20 protein-coding genes are annotated in these 20,654 nt (G+C 69.0%); all 20 read left to right on the top strand.

Annotated elements, in window-relative coordinates; all coding sequences use genetic code 11:
- Positions 1-2: 2 nt before the first annotated feature.
- Complete coding sequence (mltG, locus tag ASD65_RS02805) at positions 3-1,451, top strand: endolytic transglycosylase MltG (protein ID WP_235566592.1); 1,449 nt, start codon at positions 3-5, stop codon at positions 1,449-1,451.
- Positions 1,421-2,284: a shikimate dehydrogenase gene (locus tag ASD65_RS02810; protein WP_327041613.1), complete on the top strand. Its 864-nt coding sequence runs from the start codon at positions 1,421-1,423 to the stop codon at positions 2,282-2,284. Before mltG ends, ASD65_RS02810 begins: the two co-directional genes overlap by 31 nt.
- A gap of 4 nt (positions 2,285-2,288) precedes the next feature.
- Positions 2,289-3,506, top strand: a complete 1,218-nt coding sequence (gene aroC, locus ASD65_RS02815) for a chorismate synthase (RefSeq protein WP_056218141.1) — start codon at positions 2,289-2,291, stop codon at positions 3,504-3,506.
- Entirely contained in the window at positions 3,503-4,045 is a 543-nt protein-coding gene (locus ASD65_RS02820) for a shikimate kinase (RefSeq protein ID WP_056218144.1), read from the top strand. Before aroC ends, ASD65_RS02820 begins: the two co-directional genes overlap by 4 nt.
- The gene (gene aroB, locus ASD65_RS02825) at positions 4,042-5,118 is read left to right on the top strand and encodes a 3-dehydroquinate synthase (RefSeq protein WP_056218149.1); all 1,077 of its coding nucleotides are present in this window, start codon (positions 4,042-4,044) and stop codon (positions 5,116-5,118) included. Before ASD65_RS02820 ends, aroB begins: the two co-directional genes overlap by 4 nt.
- 10 nt (positions 5,119-5,128) lie before the next feature.
- Positions 5,129-5,677: a GNAT family N-acetyltransferase gene (locus ASD65_RS02830; RefSeq protein WP_056218152.1), complete on the top strand. Its 549-nt coding sequence runs from the start codon at positions 5,129-5,131 to the stop codon at positions 5,675-5,677.
- Between the two features lie 36 nt (positions 5,678-5,713).
- Entirely contained in the window at positions 5,714-6,172 is a 459-nt protein-coding gene (locus ASD65_RS02835; protein ID WP_056218156.1) for a type II 3-dehydroquinate dehydratase, read from the top strand.
- A 113-nt stretch (positions 6,173-6,285) separates the two neighbouring features.
- On the top strand, positions 6,286-6,846 hold the full coding sequence (gene efp, locus ASD65_RS02840; protein ID WP_056218159.1) for an elongation factor P: 561 nt from the start codon (positions 6,286-6,288) through the stop codon (positions 6,844-6,846).
- Positions 6,847-6,850: 4 nt separating this feature from the next.
- The gene (nusB, locus tag ASD65_RS02845; RefSeq protein ID WP_056218162.1) at positions 6,851-7,261 is read left to right on the top strand and encodes a transcription antitermination factor NusB; all 411 of its coding nucleotides are present in this window, start codon (positions 6,851-6,853) and stop codon (positions 7,259-7,261) included.
- A gap of 585 nt (positions 7,262-7,846) precedes the next feature.
- Complete coding sequence (locus ASD65_RS02855) at positions 7,847-9,424, top strand: Rieske 2Fe-2S domain-containing protein (protein ID WP_056218168.1); 1,578 nt, start codon at positions 7,847-7,849, stop codon at positions 9,422-9,424.
- 96 nt (positions 9,425-9,520) lie between these two features.
- Entirely contained in the window at positions 9,521-10,051 is a 531-nt protein-coding gene (pyrR, locus tag ASD65_RS02860; protein ID WP_056218171.1) for a bifunctional pyr operon transcriptional regulator/uracil phosphoribosyltransferase PyrR, read from the top strand.
- A complete protein-coding gene (locus tag ASD65_RS02865; RefSeq protein ID WP_056218175.1) occupies positions 10,048-11,028 on the top strand; it encodes an aspartate carbamoyltransferase catalytic subunit in 981 nt (326 codons plus the stop codon). Before pyrR ends, ASD65_RS02865 begins: the two co-directional genes overlap by 4 nt.
- Positions 11,025-12,350 carry a dihydroorotase gene (locus ASD65_RS02870; protein WP_056218178.1) on the top strand — a complete coding sequence of 442 codons (1,326 nt, stop codon included), beginning with the start codon at positions 11,025-11,027 and terminating at the stop codon, positions 12,348-12,350. The genes ASD65_RS02865 and ASD65_RS02870 overlap by 4 nt, the downstream gene beginning before the upstream one ends.
- Positions 12,347-12,877 (top strand): PH-like domain-containing protein, encoded by a 531-nt coding sequence (locus tag ASD65_RS02875; RefSeq protein WP_056218183.1) that lies wholly within the window; start codon positions 12,347-12,349, stop codon positions 12,875-12,877. Before ASD65_RS02870 ends, ASD65_RS02875 begins: the two co-directional genes overlap by 4 nt.
- A complete protein-coding gene (gene carA / locus ASD65_RS02880) occupies positions 12,874-14,025 on the top strand; it encodes a glutamine-hydrolyzing carbamoyl-phosphate synthase small subunit (protein ID WP_056218186.1) in 1,152 nt (383 codons plus the stop codon). Before ASD65_RS02875 ends, carA begins: the two co-directional genes overlap by 4 nt.
- Entirely contained in the window at positions 14,025-17,312 is a 3,288-nt protein-coding gene (gene carB, locus ASD65_RS02885; RefSeq protein ID WP_056218189.1) for a carbamoyl-phosphate synthase large subunit, read from the top strand. The genes carA and carB overlap by 1 nt, the downstream gene beginning before the upstream one ends.
- Positions 17,309-18,148 (top strand): orotidine-5'-phosphate decarboxylase, encoded by an 840-nt coding sequence (pyrF, locus tag ASD65_RS02890; protein WP_056218193.1) that lies wholly within the window; start codon positions 17,309-17,311, stop codon positions 18,146-18,148. The genes carB and pyrF overlap by 4 nt, the downstream gene beginning before the upstream one ends.
- Positions 18,141-19,064: a guanylate kinase gene (gene gmk / locus ASD65_RS02895; RefSeq protein WP_056218196.1), complete on the top strand. Its 924-nt coding sequence runs from the start codon at positions 18,141-18,143 to the stop codon at positions 19,062-19,064. The genes pyrF and gmk overlap by 8 nt, the downstream gene beginning before the upstream one ends.
- 54 nt (positions 19,065-19,118) lie before the next feature.
- Complete coding sequence (gene rpoZ / locus ASD65_RS02900; protein ID WP_056218201.1) at positions 19,119-19,373, top strand: DNA-directed RNA polymerase subunit omega; 255 nt, start codon at positions 19,119-19,121, stop codon at positions 19,371-19,373.
- 86 nt (positions 19,374-19,459) lie between these two features.
- On the top strand, positions 19,460-20,653 hold the full coding sequence (gene metK, locus ASD65_RS02905) for a methionine adenosyltransferase (RefSeq protein ID WP_056218204.1): 1,194 nt from the start codon (positions 19,460-19,462) through the stop codon (positions 20,651-20,653).
- Position 20,654 lies beyond the last annotated feature (1 nt).

Genomic DNA, 20,654 nt, shown 5'->3' on the forward strand with positions numbered 1-20,654 from the left:
CCATGAGCACGCGTGCGGCGGCGACGGAGTCTCCGGCCTCCGGTGCCACCGGTCCGTCCGTGCCGGAGGAGGGCGACCACGCGGCGCCCCTGTCGCGACGCGCCGCCCGCGAGGCGAGTGAGCGGGCCGGCGCCCCCGAGACCGCGCCCGAAGCCGCCGGAGCGCCCACCGAGGCTGCGGCACCTGCAGCACCGGCACCGACACCCGTCCCGCCGACCGCAACGCCCGCGCAGGCCGCTGCGCCGGCGCCGCGCCCCGCGGAGCCCCGTTCCGCGACGCCTGTGTCGTCCGCGTCGCTGGAGGACCTGTTCACGGGCTCGCACACGACCGATGACCTGGGCGCGCCGCCCCCGCCTCCCAGCAAGCGCAAGCGTCGCAAGGGCGGCTGGATCGCGCTCGGCATCATCCTGGTGCTGCTCGGCGGCGCTGCCGCCGGCGGCTTGTGGGTGTGGAACACCTACGAGGACAAGATCCGCGAGGTGATGGGCTGGGAAGAGCCCAAGGACTACGAGGCCGGGCTCGCCAACGGCGAGGTGGTCGTGACGGTCCTTTCCGGCGACACCGGGGGCCCCATTTCGCAGACCCTCTACGACGCGGGCGTGACGAAGACGCCGGACGCGTTCTACGACTACCTGATCGACAACTCGCTGAACCCTCCGTTCGTACCCGGCGCGTTCAAGCTGCAGAAGCAGATGACGTCGGAGGCGGCGCTGAACGCGCTGCTGGACCCCGCGAACAAGCTGGAGAACACCGCGCAGCTGCGCGAGGGCCTCACGGTCGAGCAGTCGCTGCCCAAGCTGGCCGAGGGTACCGGGCTGCCGCTCGAGGACTTCCAGGCGGCTGTGGCGAACCCTGCCGACTACGGCGTGCCGGCCGACAGCCTGGAGGGGTGGCTGTTCCCCGCCACGTACACCTTCGACCCGGGCGTGACAGCCCCGCAGGTCATCCAGACGCTCGTGGATCGCACCGTGCAGTCTCTGGACTCGGCAGGAGTGCCGGTGGATGACCGCCAGCGCATCCTCACCGTCGCCTCGATCATCCAACGCGAGGCGCGGTTCGAGGAGGACTTCTACAAGGTGTCCCGGGTGATCGAGAACCGTCTCGATCCGAGCAACCAGGAGACCTTCGGCAAGCTGCAGATGGACTCGACGGCCCAGTACGGCTACGGCGAGATCCACGACGGCACGGCCAGTTCGTCCGAGGAAGCACTGAACGACCCGAACCTGTGGAACACCTACGTGCACACGGGATTGCCGATCGGCCCGATCGCGAACCCCGGAGACGTCGCGATCGACGCGGCGATGCACCCGGCGGACGGCCCGTGGCTGTACTTCGTCACGGTCAACCTCGATACCGGGGAGACGATCTTCACGAGCACCTACGCCGAGCACCTGAAGTACGTGAAGCAGATGCAGACCTGGTGTTCCGACCACCCGGACTCGGGGTGCTGACCGACCGCACGCGGCTGACCGTCTGGGGCGATCCGATCGCCCACAGTCGTTCTCCGCAGCTGCACGCGGCGGCCTACGGCGTGCTCGGACTCGACTGGACGTACGATCGACGCCGAGTCGCGGCATCCGAGTTCTCGGACGCGCTCGCATCCCTGGATGACGGATGGCGCGGCCTGTCGGTGACGTTCCCGCTCAAGGCGGAGGCGTTCTCGGCGGCGAGAACGCTGGACCGTCGCGCGGAGCTCACCGGCGCCGTCAACACACTGCTCCTGGAGGCCCCCGGTCCGCGTGGCTTCAACACCGACGTCGGTGGCATCACGCGCAGCCTGCAGGAGCACGGGCTCGCGGAGGTGCCGGACGCCCGCATCATCGGCGCCGGCGCGACGGCGACGTCTGCGCTGGTCGCGCTGAGCGAATTGGGTGCGCGCCGGGTCGAGGTCGCCGCCCGGCGCCCCGAAGCCGTCGCGCCGCTGATCGACCTAGGGGAGCGCCTCGGCGTCACCGTTGTCGCCATCCCGCTCGCCGCCCGAGCCTTCACCGCCGTGGCGCTGTCGATCGCCACGCTGCCGGGGGACACCGCGCTGCCCGAGGCTGTCAATGAATCACTCGCCGCATCCGGTGGCCCGCTGCTGGATGTCGTCTACGGGACATGGCCCACGGCGCTGGCCGATGCCTGGCAGCGAACCGGCGGTACCGCCATCTCCGGCCTCGGGATGCTGCTGCATCAGGCCGTTCTGCAAGTGCGGGTCTTCGTTTCGGGAGATCCCAACACCGAATTGACCGACGAACGCGCCGTGCTCGCCGCGATGCGTTCTGCGGTCGTGGGAGACTAGTCGAATGCTCCGCGTGCTCACGGCCGGCGAATCGCACGGCCCAGAACTCGTCGCCATCATGGAGGGCCTGCCCTCCGGTGTGCCGATCTCCTCTGTCGACATCCGTGCTGATCTGGCGCGCCGCAAGCTCGGCTACGGCCGCGGTTCGCGGATGAAGTTCGAGGAGGACGAACTCACGATCTCCTCGGGCGTGCGCCACGGCTTCAGCCTGGGCAGCCCGATCGCGCTGCGCATCGGCAACACCGAATGGCCCAAGTGGGTCGAGGTGATGTCGCCGGAGCCCATCGAGCTGACCGAGAAGTCCCGTGGTCGCGGTGCGGCGCTGACGCGCCCGCGCCCCGGCCATGCCGACCTGGTCGGCATGCAGAAGTACGACTTCGACGAGGCGCGCCCCATCCTCGAGCGCGCGAGTGCCCGTGAAACGGCGGCACGCGTCGCCCTCGGCGCCGTCGCCCGTGCGTTCCTGTCCGAGCTCGGCATCCGTCTCGTCAGCCACACGCTGTCGATCGGTCCGGTGCGCGTCCCCGAGGACGCCGCGCTTCCGTCGCCCGACGACGTCGAGCTGCTGGACGCCGATCCGCTCCGCTGCTTCGACGCGGCCACGTCGGCCCGCATGGTCGCCGAGGTGGATGACGCGCGCAAGGACGGCGACACCCTCGGCGGTGTGGTCGAGGTGCTCGCCTACGGTCTGCCGCCCGGGCTCGGGTCCCACGTGCAGTGGGACCGCCGCCTCGACGGCAAGCTCGCACAGGCGCTGATGAGCATCCAGGCCATCAAGGGCGTGGAGGTGGGCGACGGCTTCGTCACCACGACCCGCCGCGGCTCCGAGGCGCACGACGAGCTCTTCGCCACCGCATCCGGAATCACGCGCTCCAGCGACCGCGCCGGCGGCACCGAGGGCGGCATGTCCACGGGCACGGTCCTGCGCGTCCGCGCCGGCATGAAGCCCATCGCGACGATCCCGCACGCGCTGCGCACGGTCGACGTCGTGACGGGCGAGACCGCCGCCGCGCACCACCAGCGTTCCGACGTCTGCGCCGTCCCGGCCGCAGGCGTCGTTGCAGAGGCCATGGTCGCGATCGTCCTGGCCGAGGTCGTGCTGGAGAAGTTCGGCGGCGACAGCGTCGGCGAGACGCGGCGCAACCTGGAGTCGTACCTCGCGGCCATCCCCGCGACGCTGCAGACGACCGCCGAGAGCGACATCGCTCTCGCGGGGGCATGACAGCCCCACGGCGCGCCATCGTCCTGATCGGCCCCATGGGTGCGGGCAAGACGAGCATCGGCCGACGCGCGGCGAAGGCTCTGGGCGTCGAGTTCTACGACTCGGACATCGCCGTCGTACGCGCTCATGGTCCGATCGAGCAGATCTTCGCCGAGCACGGCGAGGAGCAGTTCCGCGAGTGGGAGCGCGAAGCGGTGCTCGAAGGACTCTCGCGTCGCGGCATCGTGGCGCTGGGCGGGGGAGCAGTCCTGGACCCGCTGACTCGAACGGCCCTCGCCGAACACCATGTCGTGCTCTTGACAGTGCAGCCGCGCGTCGTCGCCTCCCGCATCCGCGACACCAACCGTCCGCTGCTGCAATCCGACGACGCGATGGCGCGCTGGACCGAGATCCTGCAGGCACGACGCCCGATCTACGAAGAACTCGCCGATGTGACCTTCGATACATCGAGCGGTCCGCTGCAGTCGGTGACCGAAGCGATCGTCCACTGGGCGAACACAGCATGGGCGCACGGCCCGCAGCAGGAGGAAAGCGAATGAGCGAGACCACGACCATCTCGGTGGCAGGAGACGCGAGCTACGACATCCTGGTGGGTCGAGGCCTGCTCGCCGACCTGGGTTCCGCTCTGCCGCCGGGAGCGCGCAAGGTGCTCGTCGTGCACCCGCCGACCCTGGCCGCGGAGGCGGCGAAGCTTCGCGAGTCCCTGATGGGCGAGCGCGAGGTGCTGCTGGCCGAGATCCCCGACGCCGAGCAGGGCAAGCGCATCGAAGTCGCGGCGTTCTGCTGGCAGGTGCTGGGTCAGGCCGACTTCACGCGCACCGACGTCGTCGTCGGGTTCGGCGGGGGAGCGGTCACCGACCTCGCCGGGTTCGTCGCGGCGACCTGGCTGCGCGGCATCGAGGTCGTCCAGGTACCCACGACGGTGCTCGGCATGGTCGATGCGGCCGTCGGCGGCAAGACCGGCGTCAACACCGCCGAGGGCAAGAACCTCGTCGGCGCCTTCTGGGCGCCGCGCATCGTGCTGTGCGATCTGGACGTGCTCGACTCGCTCTCCGCGAACGAGCGCGTGGCGGGGTTCGCCGAGGTCGTCAAGGCGGGCTTCATCTGGGCACCCGAGATCCTCGATCTCATCGAGGCCGATCCCGAGGCGGCGGTCGATCCGCGCAGCCCGGCGTTCCGACGCTGCATCGAGCTCGCGATCGAGATGAAGGCCCGCGTCGTGGGGGAGGACCTGCGCGAGGCGGGGCTCCGCGAGATCCTGAACTACGGTCACACGGTCGGGCACGCGATCGAGCACGCCGAGCGGTACCGGTGGCGCCACGGCGCGGCGATCTCGGTGGGCATGATGTTCGCCGCCGAACTGTCGCGTCTGGCCGGTCGGCTCTCGGATGAGGGGGTCCAGCGTCATCGCGACATCCTGACCACCCTCGGGCTGCCCACCACCTACCGCGGCGGTGCCTGGCCGCAACTCCTGGCGACGATCAAGCGCGACAAGAAGACACGGGGCGCGATGCTGCGTTTCATCGTCCTGGATGACATCGCGCGTCCGACCGTGCTCCAGGCGCCGGACGAGTCGCTGCTGTTCGCGGCGTACCAGGAGATCGCGGGCTGACCCGCGTGGCATGACCGATTCACCGGAGTCCAGTCTCACCGTCCGGCGCATCCGCGCGGACGAGTGGGAGCTCGTGAGGTCGCTGCGCCTCGCGGCGACCGCCGACCCGGACGCGGGAATCGCATTCCTGGAGACCCACGAATCCGCATCGGCGCATCCCGAGGAGTTCTGGGTCACCCGCACCGAGGACGCCGCCCTGAGCGAGACGGTCGCGCAGTTCCTCGCCGTGAGCGACGGCGACGTCGTGGGCACCGCGTCCGTGCTGGTGCGGGCGACGGGCCAGCGCGACCACCTCGGGCGGATCGTCGACGACCGCCGCGCCGACGTCGTCGGCGTCTACGTGGACCCGGCCGGTCGCGGTACCGGAGCGATCGATGCCCTGCTCGCCGCGGCGGGCGCCTGGGTTGCGACTCTGGGGTTGCGCGAGATCCATCTCGACGTGCACCGCGACAATCTCCGCGCGCAGGGCGCCTACCGTCGTGCAGGGTTCGCGCCGACCGGCGAGACGCTCACCGGACCGATCGGCCCGGAACTCGTGATGGCGAAGCGACTGGCCTGAGCCGAGGCATCCGCCACTCGCTGATATCGTGCGAGCATGACCGTGCTTCGCCGCCTGCTGCTCGTGAACGGGCCCAACCTCAATCTGCTCGGCATCCGTGAGCCCGATATCTACGGCTCCGAGACGCTGCAGGATGTCGAAGCACTCGTCACGCGCACCGCCGCCGCGCACGGGTTCGAGGTCGACGCGGTCCAGAGCAACCACGAAGGCGTGCTGATCGATGCGATCCACGCGGCGCGCGAGACGTGCGCGGGCATCGTGATCAACCCCGGGGGGCTGACGCACACCTCCGTCGTGCTGCGCGACGCGCTGTCCGGCGTCGCGCTCCCGGTGGCCGAGGTGCACATCTCCGACGTGATGGCGCGCGAGGAGTTCCGGCACTTCTCGTACGTCAAGGACGTCGCCATCGTGCACGTGATCGGCGAAGGCGTGCCCGGCTACGCCGTCGCGACGAACCGGCTGATCAGCCTCATCACCGGCACGGCGACCGACTAGCGGCGGCCGTCCAGGGGACGCATCGCAGCATCCCGTAGAATGGACCGTCGGTATCGCGCTCCGACAGTCACGAGCACCGACACCACCTCCACACGAACGGACCTCCCACTCCCATGGCATCCACCGCAGACATCAAGAACGGCGTCGTCCTCAGCATCGACGGTCAGCTCTGGAACGTCATCGAGTTCCAGCACGTCAAGCCGGGCAAGGGCGGTGCATTCGTGCGCACCAAGCTCAAGAACGTCGTCTCGGGCAAGACCGTCGACCGCACGTACAACGCCGGCGCGAAGATCGAGATCGAGAACGTCGACCGCCGTGACTTCACGTACCTGTACAACGACGGAGACGCCTTCGTCTTCATGGATGTCGAGGACTACGACCAGCTCACCGTTCCGGGCACGGTCGTCGGCGACGCCGCCAACTTCCTCCTGGAGAACCAGCAGGTCCAGATCGCGCTGAACAACGGCAACCCGCTCTACGTCGAGCTCCCGGCATCCGTGGTTCTGGAGATCACCTACACCGAGCCCGGCCTGCAGGGCGACCGCTCGTCGGCCGGCACCAAGCCCGCGACCGTCGAGACCGGCTACGAGATCCAGGTGCCGCTGTTCCTCGAGACCGGCACCAAGGTCAAGGTCGACACGCGCACCGGTGACTACCTCGGGCGTGTGAACTGATCCTTTGAGCGCCCGCACGAAGGCGCGCAAACGCGCGCTCGACATCCTTTTCCAGGCCGACGTCCGTGGCGACGATCTCTCGCAGATCCTCGCCGCCGAAGCCAAGCGCGCCGTGAACGAACCCTCGCGTGAGGCCTCCTGGCTCTATGCCCGGGAGATCGTCGACGGCGTCATCGACAACCGCGACGCGATCGACGAGCAGATCACCACCTTCGCCAAGGACTGGTCGCTGGCCCGCATGCCCGCGGTCGATCGCGCGATCCTGCGCATGGGCGTCTGGGAGCTGCTCTACAACGACGAGGTGCCCTCGGGTGTCGCGATCGACGAGGCCGTCGAGCTGGCCAAGGAGTTCTCCACGGACGACTCGGGCTCGTTCGTCCACGGCGTGCTCGGACGGGTCGTCCGCTCCGGCTGATCGTCCGTCGGCACGGATGCGATTCCGGATGCCGTGGCGCGACGTCGTTCCCTCAGGGTCGGGGCATCCGTCGCGAACTGGGTCAGGGCATCGTCGCGCAGCAGGATGAGCGCCCCCACCAGCGCGTCGGCGACCGGCGCCGAGATCTGGCCGGAGTCCAGGACGGTCGCGATGGCCGCCTGCGCGGGCGCCAGCGCTGCGCCGGACCCGCTGAGCTCGCCACCGGTCTGCAGGGCCCAGTCCACGACGCCGGAGACCTGGTCGCGTACGTCCCCGCTGTTGTAGACCGCGATCGCGTGGCGGGCCGTGGACCCGTCGTCATGCACGGCGGCGAGGAGGATGTGCGCCTGCAACCAGGCCGTCAGCAGCACCGTCGCAGTCGCGAGCAGCCATCTGCTCGCGCGGGGAGCGTTCACCGATCCGATCAGGCTGCGCAGGCTCCGCATCGCGGTCCTTTCCCGTGCTGTAGATGCTCGCAAAGGTGGAGGCGGCGGCGCGGCGGGTGATACCGACGGCGCCCCATCGGTGCGGTTATGCACGGCCCACCCTCAGGGGTCGCCACCGCCCCTCACGTAGAATCGACGCATGCGGATCACTGGGCTCGGCCATGCCGGGATGTTCATCGAAACGACCGGCGGAAGCATTCTGTGCGACCCCTGGGTGAAGTCGGCCTTCTACGGCTCATGGTTCCCCTTCCCCGACAACCGGGCTCTCGACTGGGAGACGTACGGCAAGGCCGACTTCCTCTACATCTCGCACCGTCACCGTGACCACTTCGACCCGTGGCTGCTGGAGACCTACGTGCCGAAGGACATCGAGGTGCTGCTGCCGGACTACCCGACGGATGACCTCGAGACTGACCTGCGCGCCCTCGGATACACGAACATCACGTACACGACCGCGGGCGAGATCATCGAGCGCGGTTCGCTGCGGATGATGGTGACGCCGCTGCGCGCCCCCTCCGACGGACCGATCGGCGATTCCAGCCTGTCCATCGACGACGGCACCGCCAGCATCCTGAACCAGAACGACTCGCACCCGCTGGATCTGGAGGCGCTGCTGTCGTTCTCGAAGCCGGAGGCGTACTTCACGCAGTTCTCCGGTGCGATCTGGTGGCCCATGGTCTACGACCTGCCCGAGGACGCCAAGCGCAACTTCGCCCACCTCAAGCGCGAAGCGCAGCACAAGCGCGCGATGTACTACATCGAGAAGGTCGGTGCGCCGCACGTGTTCCCGATGGCCGGCCCGCCGATGTTCCTCCGCGACGAGCTGTTCCGCTACAACGGCCTCGGCCAGGAGAACGACTCGATCTTCACGGACCAGGCCGAGTTCATCGCGCGTCTGCACGAGGAATCGCCGCAGCACACTGGGCACGTCTTCATCCCGGGCACCGTTGTCACGATCGAGCACGGCGAACAGACGGTCGAGCAGACGCTGTTCACGGATGCCGAGATCCAGGCGATGTTCGACGACAAATGGGGCTACCTCGAGCAGCAGCGCGCGACGCGCCAGGCCGAGATCGCCGAGGAAGAGGCATCCCGTGCCCCGATCCTCCCGCCGGCCGAGATGCTGGCCGCGATCAAGGAATGGTGGGAGCCGCTGCTGCGTCGTGGCCGCATCTTCCGCGACGGCGTCGGCGGGCCCGTGCGCTACACGATCGGCGACCTCGACATGGTCGTGGACTTCCCGAAGGCCAAGGTCCGCGAGTACGCGGGGGAGGAGACCAGTTATTGGTTCACCATCCCGGCCGATCTCGTCTCGACCAACATCCGCGACCACGAGATCGATTGGTCCAACTCGATCTTCCTGTCGATGCAGTTCGCCGCGGGCCGTGTCGGCAAGTTCAACGAGTTCATCTACACGTTCATGAAGTGCCTCTCGCGCGACCGGATCGAGTACGTCGAGAACTGGTACGGCGAGCAGACCGATGTCACCGAGGACGTGCAGCTGGGCGACTGGATCGTGCAGCGCCGCTGCCCGCACCTGCGCGCCGACCTGTCCAAGACCGCCAAGGTCGAGGACGGCGTGCTGACCTGCAGTCTGCACGACTGGAAGTGGGACCTCGCCTCCGGCAAGTGCCTCTCCACACAAGGCCACCCGATCCGTGCCCACGCCGTCGAGGACGAGCTGCACGCGGAGGCCACCGCGCCCGCCGCGGTCTGAGCGGCCGGGCGGACCGGCGGTCGCGGGGTCCGGTAGGCTGGAGTCAAACCTCAGCAACCTTTAACGCCGTCCTGTGAGACGGAGAAGGGAGCGCGGATGAGCACGCGCACCGTGCTGCATGAAGCGGACATAGCCCGAGCCCTGACTCGGATCTCTCACGAGATCCTGGAGTCCAACAAGGGCCCCGAGAATCTGGTGCTTCTGGGCATCCCGACCCGCGGCGTCACACTCGCCCAGCGGATCGGCTCGCTCGTCACCGAGTTCGGCGGCATGAGCGTCCCGGTCGGGGCGCTCGATGTCACGATGTACCGCGACGACCTGCACCGCAATCCGACGCGGGCGCCGCAGCCCACCCAGATCCCCGCGGGGGGCATCGACGGCAAGGTCGTCGTGCTGGTGGACGACGTGCTGTTCTCCGGACGCAGCATCCGTGCCGCTCTGGACGCGCTGCAGGACATCGGCCGCCCTGCGGCCGTGCGCCTCGCGACGCTGGTGGACCGCGGACACCGCGAGCTCCCGATCCGCCCCGACTTCGTCGGCAAGAACCTGCCCAGCGCCCGGGACGAGCGCGTCAACGTGCGCCTCGCCGAAGTCGACGGCATCGAAGGAGTGACGATCGAGTCATGAGGCACCTCCTCGACACCAAGTCCCTGACCCGCGAGGACGCGCTGCGAATCCTCGACGTCGCCGAAGACATGGCCGACACCCAGCAGCGCGAGATCAAGAAGCTCCCGACGCTGCGCGGCAAGACCGTCGTCAACCTCTTCTTCGAGGACTCCACGCGGACGCGCATCTCGTTCGAGGCCGCTGCCAAGCGGCTCAGCGCCGACGTCATCAACTTCTCAGCGAAGGGCTCGAGCGTCTCGAAGGGCGAGAGCCTGCAGGACACCGCCCAGACCCTCCAGGCGATGGGGGCGGATGCCGTGGTCATCCGCCACGGAGCGTCCGGTGCGCCGCGCACCCTGGCGACGAGCGGCTGGATCACCGCCGGTGTCGTCAACGCCGGCGACGGCACGCACGAGCACCCGACGCAGGCGCTGCTGGACGCCTTCACGATCCGGAAGCGCCGGTTCGGCGACGACAGCCGCGGGCGCGACCTGGCCGGTCTGAAGGTCACGATCGTCGGAGACATCCTGCACTCGCGCGTCGCGCGGTCCAACGTGTGGCTGCTCACGACCCTGGGCGCCTCCGTGACGCTGGTCGCACCGCCGACACTGGTGCCGCAGGATGTCTCGGCCTGGCCGGCGCGCATCCTCTACGACCTCGACGAGGCCATCGCGGCGGAGCCCGACGCACTCATGATGCTGCGGATCCAGCTCGAACGCATGAACGCCGCATATTTCCCCACTGAACGGGAGTATTCCCGCCGGTGGGGGCTGCATCCGGGTCGGCTTCACGCCCTCCCGGCGGGTAGCATGGTGATGCACCCCGGACCGATGAACCGCGGTCTGGAGATCTCGGCAGAGGCTGCTGACTCGCCGCGATCCACAGTGCTCGAACAGGTGACCAACGGCGTCTCGGTACGGATGGCGGTGCTCTATCTGCTGCTGGCCGGTGAACGTGCCGGGCAAGGCGCAGAAACAGAGAAGGAGAACGTGCTGTGACGCATTCGTCAGAGGCCGAGGTCCTCATCATCCGCGGGGCACTCGTCGAAGGCACCGACCGTGCTGACCTGGTCGTCGCGAACGGTCGCATCGAAGAGGTCGGCTCCGGCCTCAGCCGTGCCGGCGCGACCGTCATCGACGCGGATGGGCTGATCGCCCTCCCCGGCCTGGTCGATCTGCACACGCACCTCCGCGAGCCCGGGTACGAAGCATCCGAGACGATCCTCACCGGCTCGCGCGCCGCGGCCGCGGGCGGATTCACCGCCGTGTTCGCGATGCCCAACACCTCGCCGGTGGCCGACACCGCGGGCGTCGTCGAGCAGGAGCTCGCGCTGGGCGAGGATGCCGGCTACGTGCACGTGCAGCCGATCGGCGCCGTCACCGTCGGGCAGAAGGGCGAGCGTCTCGCCGAGCTCGGCGCCATGGCCTCCTCCCGCGCCCAGGTCCGCGTCTTCAGCGACGACGGCTTCTGCGTCTGGGATCCGCTGATCATGCGGCGCGCCCTCGAATACGTGAAGGCGTTCGACGGCGTCATCGCCCAGCACGCCCAGGACCCGCGCCTCACCGAAGGCGCCCAGCTCAACGAAGGCACGATCTCCGCGGAGCTCGGCCTCACCGGCTGGCCCGCGGTCGCCGAGGAGTCGATCATCGCGCGCGATGTGCTCCTGGCCGAGCACGTCGGCTCGCGGCTGCACGTCTGCCACCTGTCCACGGCGGGCTCGGTAGACATCATCCGCTGGGCCAAGAAGCGCGGCGTCAACGTCACCGCCGAGGTCACCCCGCACCACTTGCTCCTCACCGAGGAGCTCGCCCGCGGCTACGACGCCCGGTTCAAGGTCAACCCACCGCTGCGTCGCGAAGAGGACGTGATGGCGGTCCGCGCAGGCCTGGCCGACGGCACGATCGACATCGTCGCGACCGACCACGCCCCGCACCCCGCCGAGGCGAAGGCGTGCGAATGGCAGGCGGCCGCCAACGGCATGGTCGGACTCGAGAGCGCCCTGCGCGTCGTGCACGAAGCCATGGTGCAGACCGGGCTGCTGTCTTGGTCGGACGTGGCGCGCGTGATGTCGCGGACACCCGCCCGCATCGGTCGGCTGGACGATCACGGCACCCCGATCGCGGTCGGGATGCCGGCATCCTTCACCCTCTACGACCCCGCGCCAGTGCGCGCGTTCTCCACGGAGGACCTGCACGGTCGCAGCGTGAACTCGCCGTACCTCGGGCGCGAACTGCCCGGCGAGGTGCGTTGGACGCTGTTCCGCGGTCGCCCCACGGTCGCCGACGGGGCACTCCGCGACGCCGCCGAGGTGCGCGCATGACCCGCGAGGGCGCCCTGGTCGTGATGATCCTCGTCGCGGTGCTGCTGCTGGTTCTGCTCGCCTGGGCATGGCGCCGACGCACGAAGCGCGACGCGGGGCTGACCGCTCCGATCGGTGAAGCGCCCGCGGGCGCGACCGTCCTCTGTGCGTTCCCCGGGCTCTACGTCGCCACGACCCGGCACGACGAGCCGCTCGAGCGTCTCGCCATCAAGGGCCTCGGCTTCCGCTCGCGCGGAGTCGTCACCGTGACCGACGCCGGGGTCGTGCTCGATCTGGCCGGCACGCCGCGGCTGTTCCTGCCGGTGCACGTTCTCGTCGCGGCCGGGCAGTCCACGGTCGCGATCGACCGAGTGGTCGAACCCGACGGGCTGACCCGCCTCACCTGGCACATCGACGCCGACACGATCGTCGACACCTACTTCCGTCCTCAGGATGCCTCGGCCCGTGCGCTGGCCGACGCCATCCTTCCCCTCATCCCGACCTCGTCGCCGGCTTCCAGCCCGGCGCAGACAGGAAGCGACGCATGACTTCGCTGCTCACGAAAGAGCCCGCCGTTCTCGTTCTCGAAGACGGCTCACGCTATGTCGGACGCGCCTACGGCGCCCGCGGCACCACGATCGGCGAGGTGGTCTTCGCCACCGGCATGACCGGCTACCAGGAGACCCTCACCGACCCGTCCTACGCCGGCCAGATCGTGTTGCAGACCGCGCCGCACGTCGGCAACACCGGCATGAACGACGAAGACCCCGAATCGCGCCGCATCTGGGTCGCCGGCTACATCGTGCGCGACCCCTCCCGCGTCGTATCCAACTGGCGGGCCGACGAGTCGCTCGACGACGCCCTCGTGAACGACGGCATCATCGGGATCTCCGGCATCGACACCCGCGCCGTGACCCGTCACATCCGCTCGGCCGGCAGCATGCGCGGCGGGATCTTCTCCGGTGAGGCCGCGGCGCTCGACGCCGAGGAGCAGCTCCGGATCGTCGGGGACGCCCCGCAGATGGCCGGTCTGAACCTCTCCGCGGAGGTCTCCGTCGCCTCGGCCGAGATCACCCCGGCCACAGGCGAGCGCATCGGCAACCTCGCCGTTCTCGACCTCGGCGTCAAGCAGGCCACGATCGAGAACCTCGCCGCCCGCGGATTCGATGTGCACGTGCTGCCGCAGGACGTCTCGTTCGCACAGATCCAGGCGATCGACCCTGTCGCCGTCTTCTACTCGAACGGTCCCGGCGACCCTGCCGCTTCCGGCGACCACGTCGCCCTGCTGCGCGAGATCCTCGACGAGCGCCTGCCGTTCTTCGGCATCTGCTTCGGCAATCAGCTGCTCGGCCGCGCCCTGGGCCTCGGCACCTACAAGCTGCCGTTCGGCCACCGCGGCATCAACCAGCCCGTGATGGACAAGACCACCGGTCGCGTCGAGATCACCGCGCACAACCACGGCTTCGCCGTGGAGGCACCGCTGGAGGGCAGCTTCGACAGCCCGAACGGTTACGGCGCGATCGAGGTCAGCCACGTCGGCCTCAACGACAACGTGGTCGAGGGCCTGCGCGCCCTCGACATCCCGGCCTTCTCGGTGCAGTACCACCCGGAGGCGGCCGCCGGCCCGCACGACGCCAACTACCTCTTCGACCGGTTCAGGGACATGGTCATCGCAACCCAGAAGGACAACAACTGATGCCCAAGCGCGACGACATCAAGAGCGTCCTCGTCATCGGCTCCGGCCCGATCGTCATCGGCCAGGCCTGCGAGTTCGACTACTCCGGAACCCAGGCGTGCCGCGTGCTGCGCGAGGAGGGCGTCCGCGTCATCCTGGTCAACTCCAACCCGGCCACGATCATGACCGACCCCGACTTCGCCGACGCGACCTACATCGAGCCGATCACGTGGCAGGTCATCGAGACGATCATCGCCAAGGAGCGTCCGGACGCGATTCTGCCGACACTGGGCGGTCAGACGGCGCTGAATGCCGCCATCGACCTGCACAACCACGGCATCCTCGAGAAGTACGACATCGAGCTCATCGGTGCCAACTTCGAGGCCATCAACAAGGGCGAGGACCGCCAGATCTTCAAGCAGCTGGTGCTGGACGCCGGCGCGGAGGTCGCGGCATCCCGCATCGCCCACACGATGGACGAGGTGCTCGCCGCCGCCGATGAGCTCGGCTACCCGCTGGTGGTGCGCCCGAGCTTCACCATGGGCGGCCTCGGCTCGGGCTTCGCCTACGACGAGCGCGACCTGCGTCGCATCGCCGGAGCCGGCCTGCACGACTCGCCGACCAGCGAGGTGCTCCTGGAGGAGTCCATCCTCGGCTGGAAGGAGTACGAGCTCGAGCTCATGCGCGACACGGCGGACAACACCGTCGTGGTGTGCTCCATCGAGAACGTCGACCCCGTGGGCGTCCACACCGGTGACTCGATCACCGTCGCACCGGCGCTGACCCTCACCGACCGCGAGTACCAGAAGCTCCGCGACATCGGCATCGACATCATCCGCGCCGTGGGCGTGGACACCGGCGGCTGCAACATCCAGTTCGCCATCGATCCGTCCAATGGGCGCATCATCGTCATCGAGATGAACCCCCGTGTGTCGCGGTCGTCCGCCCTGGCGTCCAAGGCGACGGGCTTCCCGATCGCGAAGATCGCCGCGAAGCTCGCCATCGGCTACCGCCTCGACGAGATCCCGAACGACATCACCAAGGTGACGCCGGCCAGCTTCGAGCCGACGCTGGACTACGTCGTCGTCAAGGTGCCCCGGTTCAACTTCGAGAAGTTCCCGGCGGCGGACACGACCCTCACGACCACCATGAAGTCGGTCGGCGAAGCGATGGCCATCGGCCGCAACTACTCCACCGCGCTCCAGAAGGCCCTGCGGTCGCTGGAGAAGCGCGGCTCGAGCTTCCACTGGGGCGAGGAGTCCCGCACCAAGGACGAGCTGCTCGAGGTCTCCCAGACCCCGACCGACGGACGCATCGTCGTGCTGCAGCAGGCGCTGCGGTTCGGCGCGACGCCCGCCGAAGCGTTCGAGGCGACGGCGATCGACCCGTGGTTCATCGACCAGATCGTGCTGATCAACGAGGTCGCCGACACCGTGCACGCCGCGGCCGAGCTCGACGCCGACACGATCCGCCTCGCCAAGGAGCACGGCTTCAGCGACGTGCAGATCGGGCAGCTCCGGGGGATCCCGGAGAGTGAGGTGCGCGGCATCCGCCACGCGCTCAGCCTGCGCCCGGTGTACAAGACGGTCGACACGTGCGCGGGGGAGTTCCCGGCGCTCACGCCGTACCACTACTCGAGCTACGACTTCGAGACCGAGGTGCAGCCCTCCGAGCGCACCAAGGTCGTCATCATCGGCTCTGGGCCGAACCGTATCGGCCAGGGCGTCGAGTTCGACTACTCGTGCGTGCACGCGTCCTTCGCGCTGTCCGACGCGGGTTACGAGACCGTCATGGTCAACTGCAACCCCGAGACGGTCTCCACCGACTACGACACGAGTGACCGGCTCTACTTCGAGCCGCTCACGCTCGAGGACGTGCTGGAGGTCCTGCACGCCGAAGCGCAGTCCGGCGAGATCCTCGGCGTGATCTGCCAGCTCGGCGGTCAGACGCCCCTCGGCCTCGCGAAGGGCATCCAGGAGGCGGGCTACAACATCCTGGGTACCAGCCCCGAGGCCATCGACCTCGCCGAGGAGCGTCAGCTCTTCAGCGACATCCTCGACGAGGCCGGCCTGATCGCGCCGCGCCACGGCACGGCGATCGACGTCGACGGCGCCGTCGCGGTGGCCGAGGACATCGGATTCCCGGTGCTGGTCCGCCCGAGCTTCGTGCTCGGCGGCCGCGGCATGGAGATCGTCTACGACACCGCCAGCCTGCGCGACTACTTCGTGCGCACCGCGGGTGAGGTCATCATCGGCGAAGGCATGCCGCTCCTGGTGGACCGCTTCCTCGACGACGCGATCGAGATCGACGTCGACGCTCTCTACGACGGCGAGCAGCTGTACATCGGCGGCGTCATGGAGCACCTCGAAGAGGCCGGCATCCACTCGGGCGACTCGAGCTGCACCCTCCCGCCGGTCTCGCTCGGACGTGCCGACATCGACCGCGTCCGCGTCGCGACGCTTGCCATCGCGCAGGGCGTCGGTGTGCGCGGGCTGCTGAACGTCCAGTTCGCCATCAGCGCCGGCGTGCTCTACGTCATCGAGGCCAACCCGCGCGCCAGCCGCACGGTGCCGTTCGTGTCCAAGGCGCTCGGCATCCCACTCGCCAAGGCCGCGAGCCGCATCATGGCCGGCACGTCCATCGCCGATCTGATCGTCGAGGGGATGCTGCCCGAAGGCGACGGGTCCCGCGTTCCGCTGGACGCCCCTGTCGCCGTCAAGGAGGCCGTGCTGCCGTTCAAGCGGTTCCGCACCAAGGACGGCCGCATCGTCGACTCCGTGCTCGGCCCGGAGATGCGCTCCACCGGCGAGGTCATGGGCATCGACCGCGACTTCCCGACCGCGTTCGCCAAGAGCCAGGATGCCGCGTACGGCGGCATGCCGACCTCGGGCACCGTGTTCATCTCGGTCGCCGACAGCGACAAGCGCGCCGTCATCCTTCCGGCACACCGCCTGCAAGAGCTCGGCTACGACCTGGTCGCGACCGAGGGCACTGCAGAGATCCTGGCCCGCAACGGCATCAAGGTGCGCGTCGTGAACAAGTACTCCGCGACCCAGGAGAGCGGCGAGACCAACATCGTCGACCTCATCAACGCGGGCGAGATCGACATCGTCGTGAACACACCCAGCGGCGGCATGGCGCGCGCCGATGGCTACGAGATCCGCGCGGCGGCCGTCGCCGGCGACAAGGCGCTGTTCACCACGATGGCCGTGCTCGGTGCCGCGGTGAGCGCGCTGGGCGTGCTGAAGGACGGGTTCCAGGTGCGCAGCCTGCAGGAGTACGCGATCGACAGGGAACAGCGCGGATGACCGGGTTCGGGGAGCGCGCACGCGGCGCGATCGATGCCTACGGCCACTTGTGCGTCGGCATCGATCCGCATCCGTCGCTGCTCGGGGATTGGGGACTGGATGCCTCGGCCGCCGGTGCGCGTGAGTTCGGCCTGCGCGTGGTCGAGGCCTCCGCGGGCAAGGTCGGGATCGTCAAACCGCAGGTGTCGTTCTTCGAACGGTACGGCTCGGCCGGTTTCGCGGCGCTCGAGGACGTCCTGGCCGCGGGGCGCGCCGCGGGGCTGCTCGTGATCGCCGACGCGAAGCGCGGTGACATCGGATCGACGATGGACGCCTACGCCGAGGCGTGGCTGACCCCCGGGTCGCCCTTGGAGGCGGACGCGATGACCGCGAACCCGTTCCTCGGACTCGGGTCGCTGGAGGGCACCTTCGCCCTCGCCGAGCAGCACGGCAAGGGCGTGTTCGTGCTCGCCGCGACAAGCAACGCCGACGCGTTCGAGACCCAGCGTGCGACGCTCGCCACTGGCGGGACGGTCTCGGCCGGCATCGTGTCCGAAGTGTCCGCCCGCAACGCGGGAACAACCGCTGCGGGGGAGTGGGGGAGCCTCGGCTTCGTCATCGGTGCCACCGTGGACTGGGTGGAGGCCGGCCTCACAGCGTTCACGCCTCCGGCGCCGATCCTCGCCCCGGGCTTCGGCTTCCAGGGCGCGGGCGCCGGTGAGCTCACCGCCCGTTTCGGTGCGGCGGCGGCGACGGTGATCGCGAGCGAGAGCCGCAGCATCCTGTCCGCCGGTCCGGACGATATCGCCGCCACTATCCGCGTGCACGCCGCGCAGTTCGCGGGGACGCATGCCTGACCGCCAGACTCCTCCCGAGGTCGACCGGGTCGCCGCCTCGCGCCGCGCCGTCGCCGCACGTCGCGAGCGGGCCGCGCTCAAGCGCGATGTCACCATGCGCGTGATCACGCCGCAGGAGCTGCTCCGCCGCGCGCTGGCAGATCCCGCCGCGCCCGCCGGCGCCATGCGGGTGACCGAATTCCTCACGAGCATCCCCGCCATCGGCGAGGGCAAACGCGACCGCATCCTCGCGGAGCTGGGCATCTCGCCCGTGAAGCGTCTCGGCGGCCTCGGCGCACGCCAGCGTCGCGCGCTGGAACGGTTCCTGGATGACCGGTTCCCGGAGCAGGAGCCGCGCGGCGGACGCAGCAGCCTCGTGGTGCTGGCCGGGCCCACCGCGGTCGGCAAGGGCACCGTCGCGACGTATATCAAGGAGCACCACCCGGAGATCCTGCTGTCGGTCTCGGCGACGACGCGCGCGCCGCGACCCGGCGAGGTCGACGGTGAGCACTACTACTTCGTGGACGACGCCGAGTTCGATCGGATGATCGCAGGCGGCGAGCTGCTGGAGTACGCCACGGTGCACAACAAGTTCCGCTACGGCACGCCGCGCGGGCCGATCATGAAGGCTCTCGAGCAGGGGCGCACCGTACTGCTGGAGATCGATCTGCAGGGTGCCCGCCAGGTGCGCGCCGCCGAACCGTCCGCCACACTCGTCTTCCTGCTCCCGCCCAGCTGGGACGAATTGGTGCAGCGCCTGGTCGGTCGTGGCACCGAAGGACCCGAGGAGCGCGCCCGCCGGTTGCGCACCGCGAAGGTCGAATTGGCGGCGCAGAACGAGTTCGACTACCGCGTTGTGAACGACAACGTCGCCTCGGCCGCTCAAGAGGTCGTAGAATTGGCTCAGGCGCCTGCGCGTCCGCTTTCGCGCGCCTGACTTGCGCCACCTTTCTTTCCATCGACATCCGTCGCCGAACCAGGAGGTTATTCCGTGGCCGGAACGAACCAGGGCATCATTGATCCCCCCATCGACTCGCTTCTCGAGAAGGTCGATTCCAAGTACCAGCTCGTCATCTACGCGTCCAAGCGGGCCCGTCAGATCAACGACTATTACTCCGACCTGCACGAGGGCAACCTCTTCGACAACGTCGGCCCGCTGGTCGACTCGACCGTCGAGGACAAGCCGCTGACCATCGCGCTGCACGAGATCCACGAGGACAAGCTCCGCCTGCGTCGCGCAGAGTAGATCGCTGCGCGTCTGAGGCCCCGTGACATGACGTGTCCGGGGCCTCAGTCACACTGTGGAGCCATTACACCCGACCTGGAGCACCGATGACCGAGCTGCGTCTGTTCACGTCCGAGTCCGTCACCGAGGGACACCCCGACAAGATCTGCGACCAGATCTCGGACAGCATCCTCGATGCGATCCTCACCGACGACCCCGTCGGTCGCGTCGCCGTCGAGACTCTCGTGACGACCGGCCTCGTGCACGTGGCGGGCGAGGTCTCCACGAGCGCCTACGTCGAGATCCCCGCGATCGTCCGCGACGTCGTGAACCGCATCGGCTACACGTCCAGTGAGACCGGCTTCGACGGCGACTCGTGCGGAGTGAGCGTGTCGATCGGCGCGCAGTCCTCCGACATCGCCGCCGGCGTCAACAAGGCGTTCGAGCGCCGCGAGGACGGCTCGATCGACCCCCGCGACCTTCAGGGCGCCGGCGACCAGGGCATCATGTTCGGGTACGCCACCACCGAGACCCCGCAGCTCATGCCGATGGCGAGCTGGACCGCGCACCGCATGGCCGAGCGCCTCGCCGAGGTGCGCAAGTCGGGTCAGCTCGCGTTCCTTCGGCCCGACGGCAAGACCCAGGTGACGCTCGGCTACGACGGCAACGTGCCCAAGACGGTCGAATCCGTCGTGCTGTCCACGCAGCACCACCCCGACATCTCCCAGACCGAGCTGCGCGCCCTCGTGCGGGCCGAGATCATCGATCCGGTGCTCGCCACGACCGGCCTGGACTTCCCCGACGTGAAGTACTACATCAACCCGGCCGGCCCGTTCGTCACGGGTGGGCCGAAGGGCGATGCCGGTCTGACCGGCCGCAAGATCATCATCGACACGTACGGCGGAGCCGCACGTCACGGTGGTGGTGCGTTCAGCGGCAAGGACCCGTCGAAGGTCGACCGCTCCGCCGCGTACGCGATGCGCTGGGTCGCCAAGAACGCGGTCGCAGCCGGACTCGCCGACCGCCTCGAGGTGCAGGTCGCGTACGCGATCGGCAAGGCCAAGCCGGTCGGCGTGTACGTCGAGTCGTTCGGAACGGGACACGTGGATGACGACGTCATCCAGCGCGCCATCCGCTCCGTCTTCGATCTGCGCCCCAAGGCGATCATCGACAACCTCGACCTGCTCCGCCCGATCTACGCGCAGACGGCGTCCTACGGTCACTTCGGCCGTGAGTTGCCGGACTTCACGTGGGAGCGTCTGGACCGCGTCGAAGAGCTCCGCGCCGCTGCCGGACTCTGAC

The sequence above is a fragment of the Microbacterium sp. Root61 genome (assembly GCF_001427525.1).
GTDB lineage: Bacteria > Actinomycetota > Actinomycetes > Actinomycetales > Microbacteriaceae > Microbacterium.

Bases quoted from the DNA above. Each gene is read 5' to 3' on its own strand.
- carB (WP_056218189.1), top strand. From the start codon at position 14,025: ATGCCCAAGCGCGACGACATCAAGAGCGTCCTCGTCATCGGCTCCGGC.
- ASD65_RS02865 (WP_056218175.1), top strand. From the start codon at position 10,048: ATGAGGCACCTCCTCGACACCAAGTCCCTGACCCGCGAGGACGCGCTG.
- aroC (WP_056218141.1), top strand. From the start codon at position 2,289: ATGCTCCGCGTGCTCACGGCCGGCGAATCGCACGGCCCAGAACTCGTC.
- ASD65_RS02855 (WP_056218168.1), top strand. From the start codon at position 7,847: ATGCGGATCACTGGGCTCGGCCATGCCGGGATGTTCATCGAAACGACC.
- aroB (WP_056218149.1), top strand. From the start codon at position 4,042: ATGAGCGAGACCACGACCATCTCGGTGGCAGGAGACGCGAGCTACGAC.
- pyrF (WP_056218193.1), top strand. From the start codon at position 17,309: ATGACCGGGTTCGGGGAGCGCGCACGCGGCGCGATCGATGCCTACGGC.
- ASD65_RS02875 (WP_056218183.1), top strand. From the start codon at position 12,347: ATGACCCGCGAGGGCGCCCTGGTCGTGATGATCCTCGTCGCGGTGCTG.
- carA (WP_056218186.1), top strand. From the start codon at position 12,874: ATGACTTCGCTGCTCACGAAAGAGCCCGCCGTTCTCGTTCTCGAAGAC.
- gmk (WP_056218196.1), top strand. From the start codon at position 18,141: ATGCCTGACCGCCAGACTCCTCCCGAGGTCGACCGGGTCGCCGCCTCG.
- mltG (WP_235566592.1), top strand. From the start codon at position 3: ATGAGCACGCGTGCGGCGGCGACGGAGTCTCCGGCCTCCGGTGCCACC.
- efp (WP_056218159.1), top strand. From the start codon at position 6,286: ATGGCATCCACCGCAGACATCAAGAACGGCGTCGTCCTCAGCATCGAC.
- ASD65_RS02820 (WP_056218144.1), top strand. From the start codon at position 3,503: ATGACAGCCCCACGGCGCGCCATCGTCCTGATCGGCCCCATGGGTGCG.
- ASD65_RS02830 (WP_056218152.1), top strand. From the start codon at position 5,129: ATGACCGATTCACCGGAGTCCAGTCTCACCGTCCGGCGCATCCGCGCG.
- pyrR (WP_056218171.1), top strand. From the start codon at position 9,521: ATGAGCACGCGCACCGTGCTGCATGAAGCGGACATAGCCCGAGCCCTG.
- metK (WP_056218204.1), top strand. From the start codon at position 19,460: ATGACCGAGCTGCGTCTGTTCACGTCCGAGTCCGTCACCGAGGGACAC.
- ASD65_RS02835 (WP_056218156.1), top strand. From the start codon at position 5,714: ATGACCGTGCTTCGCCGCCTGCTGCTCGTGAACGGGCCCAACCTCAAT.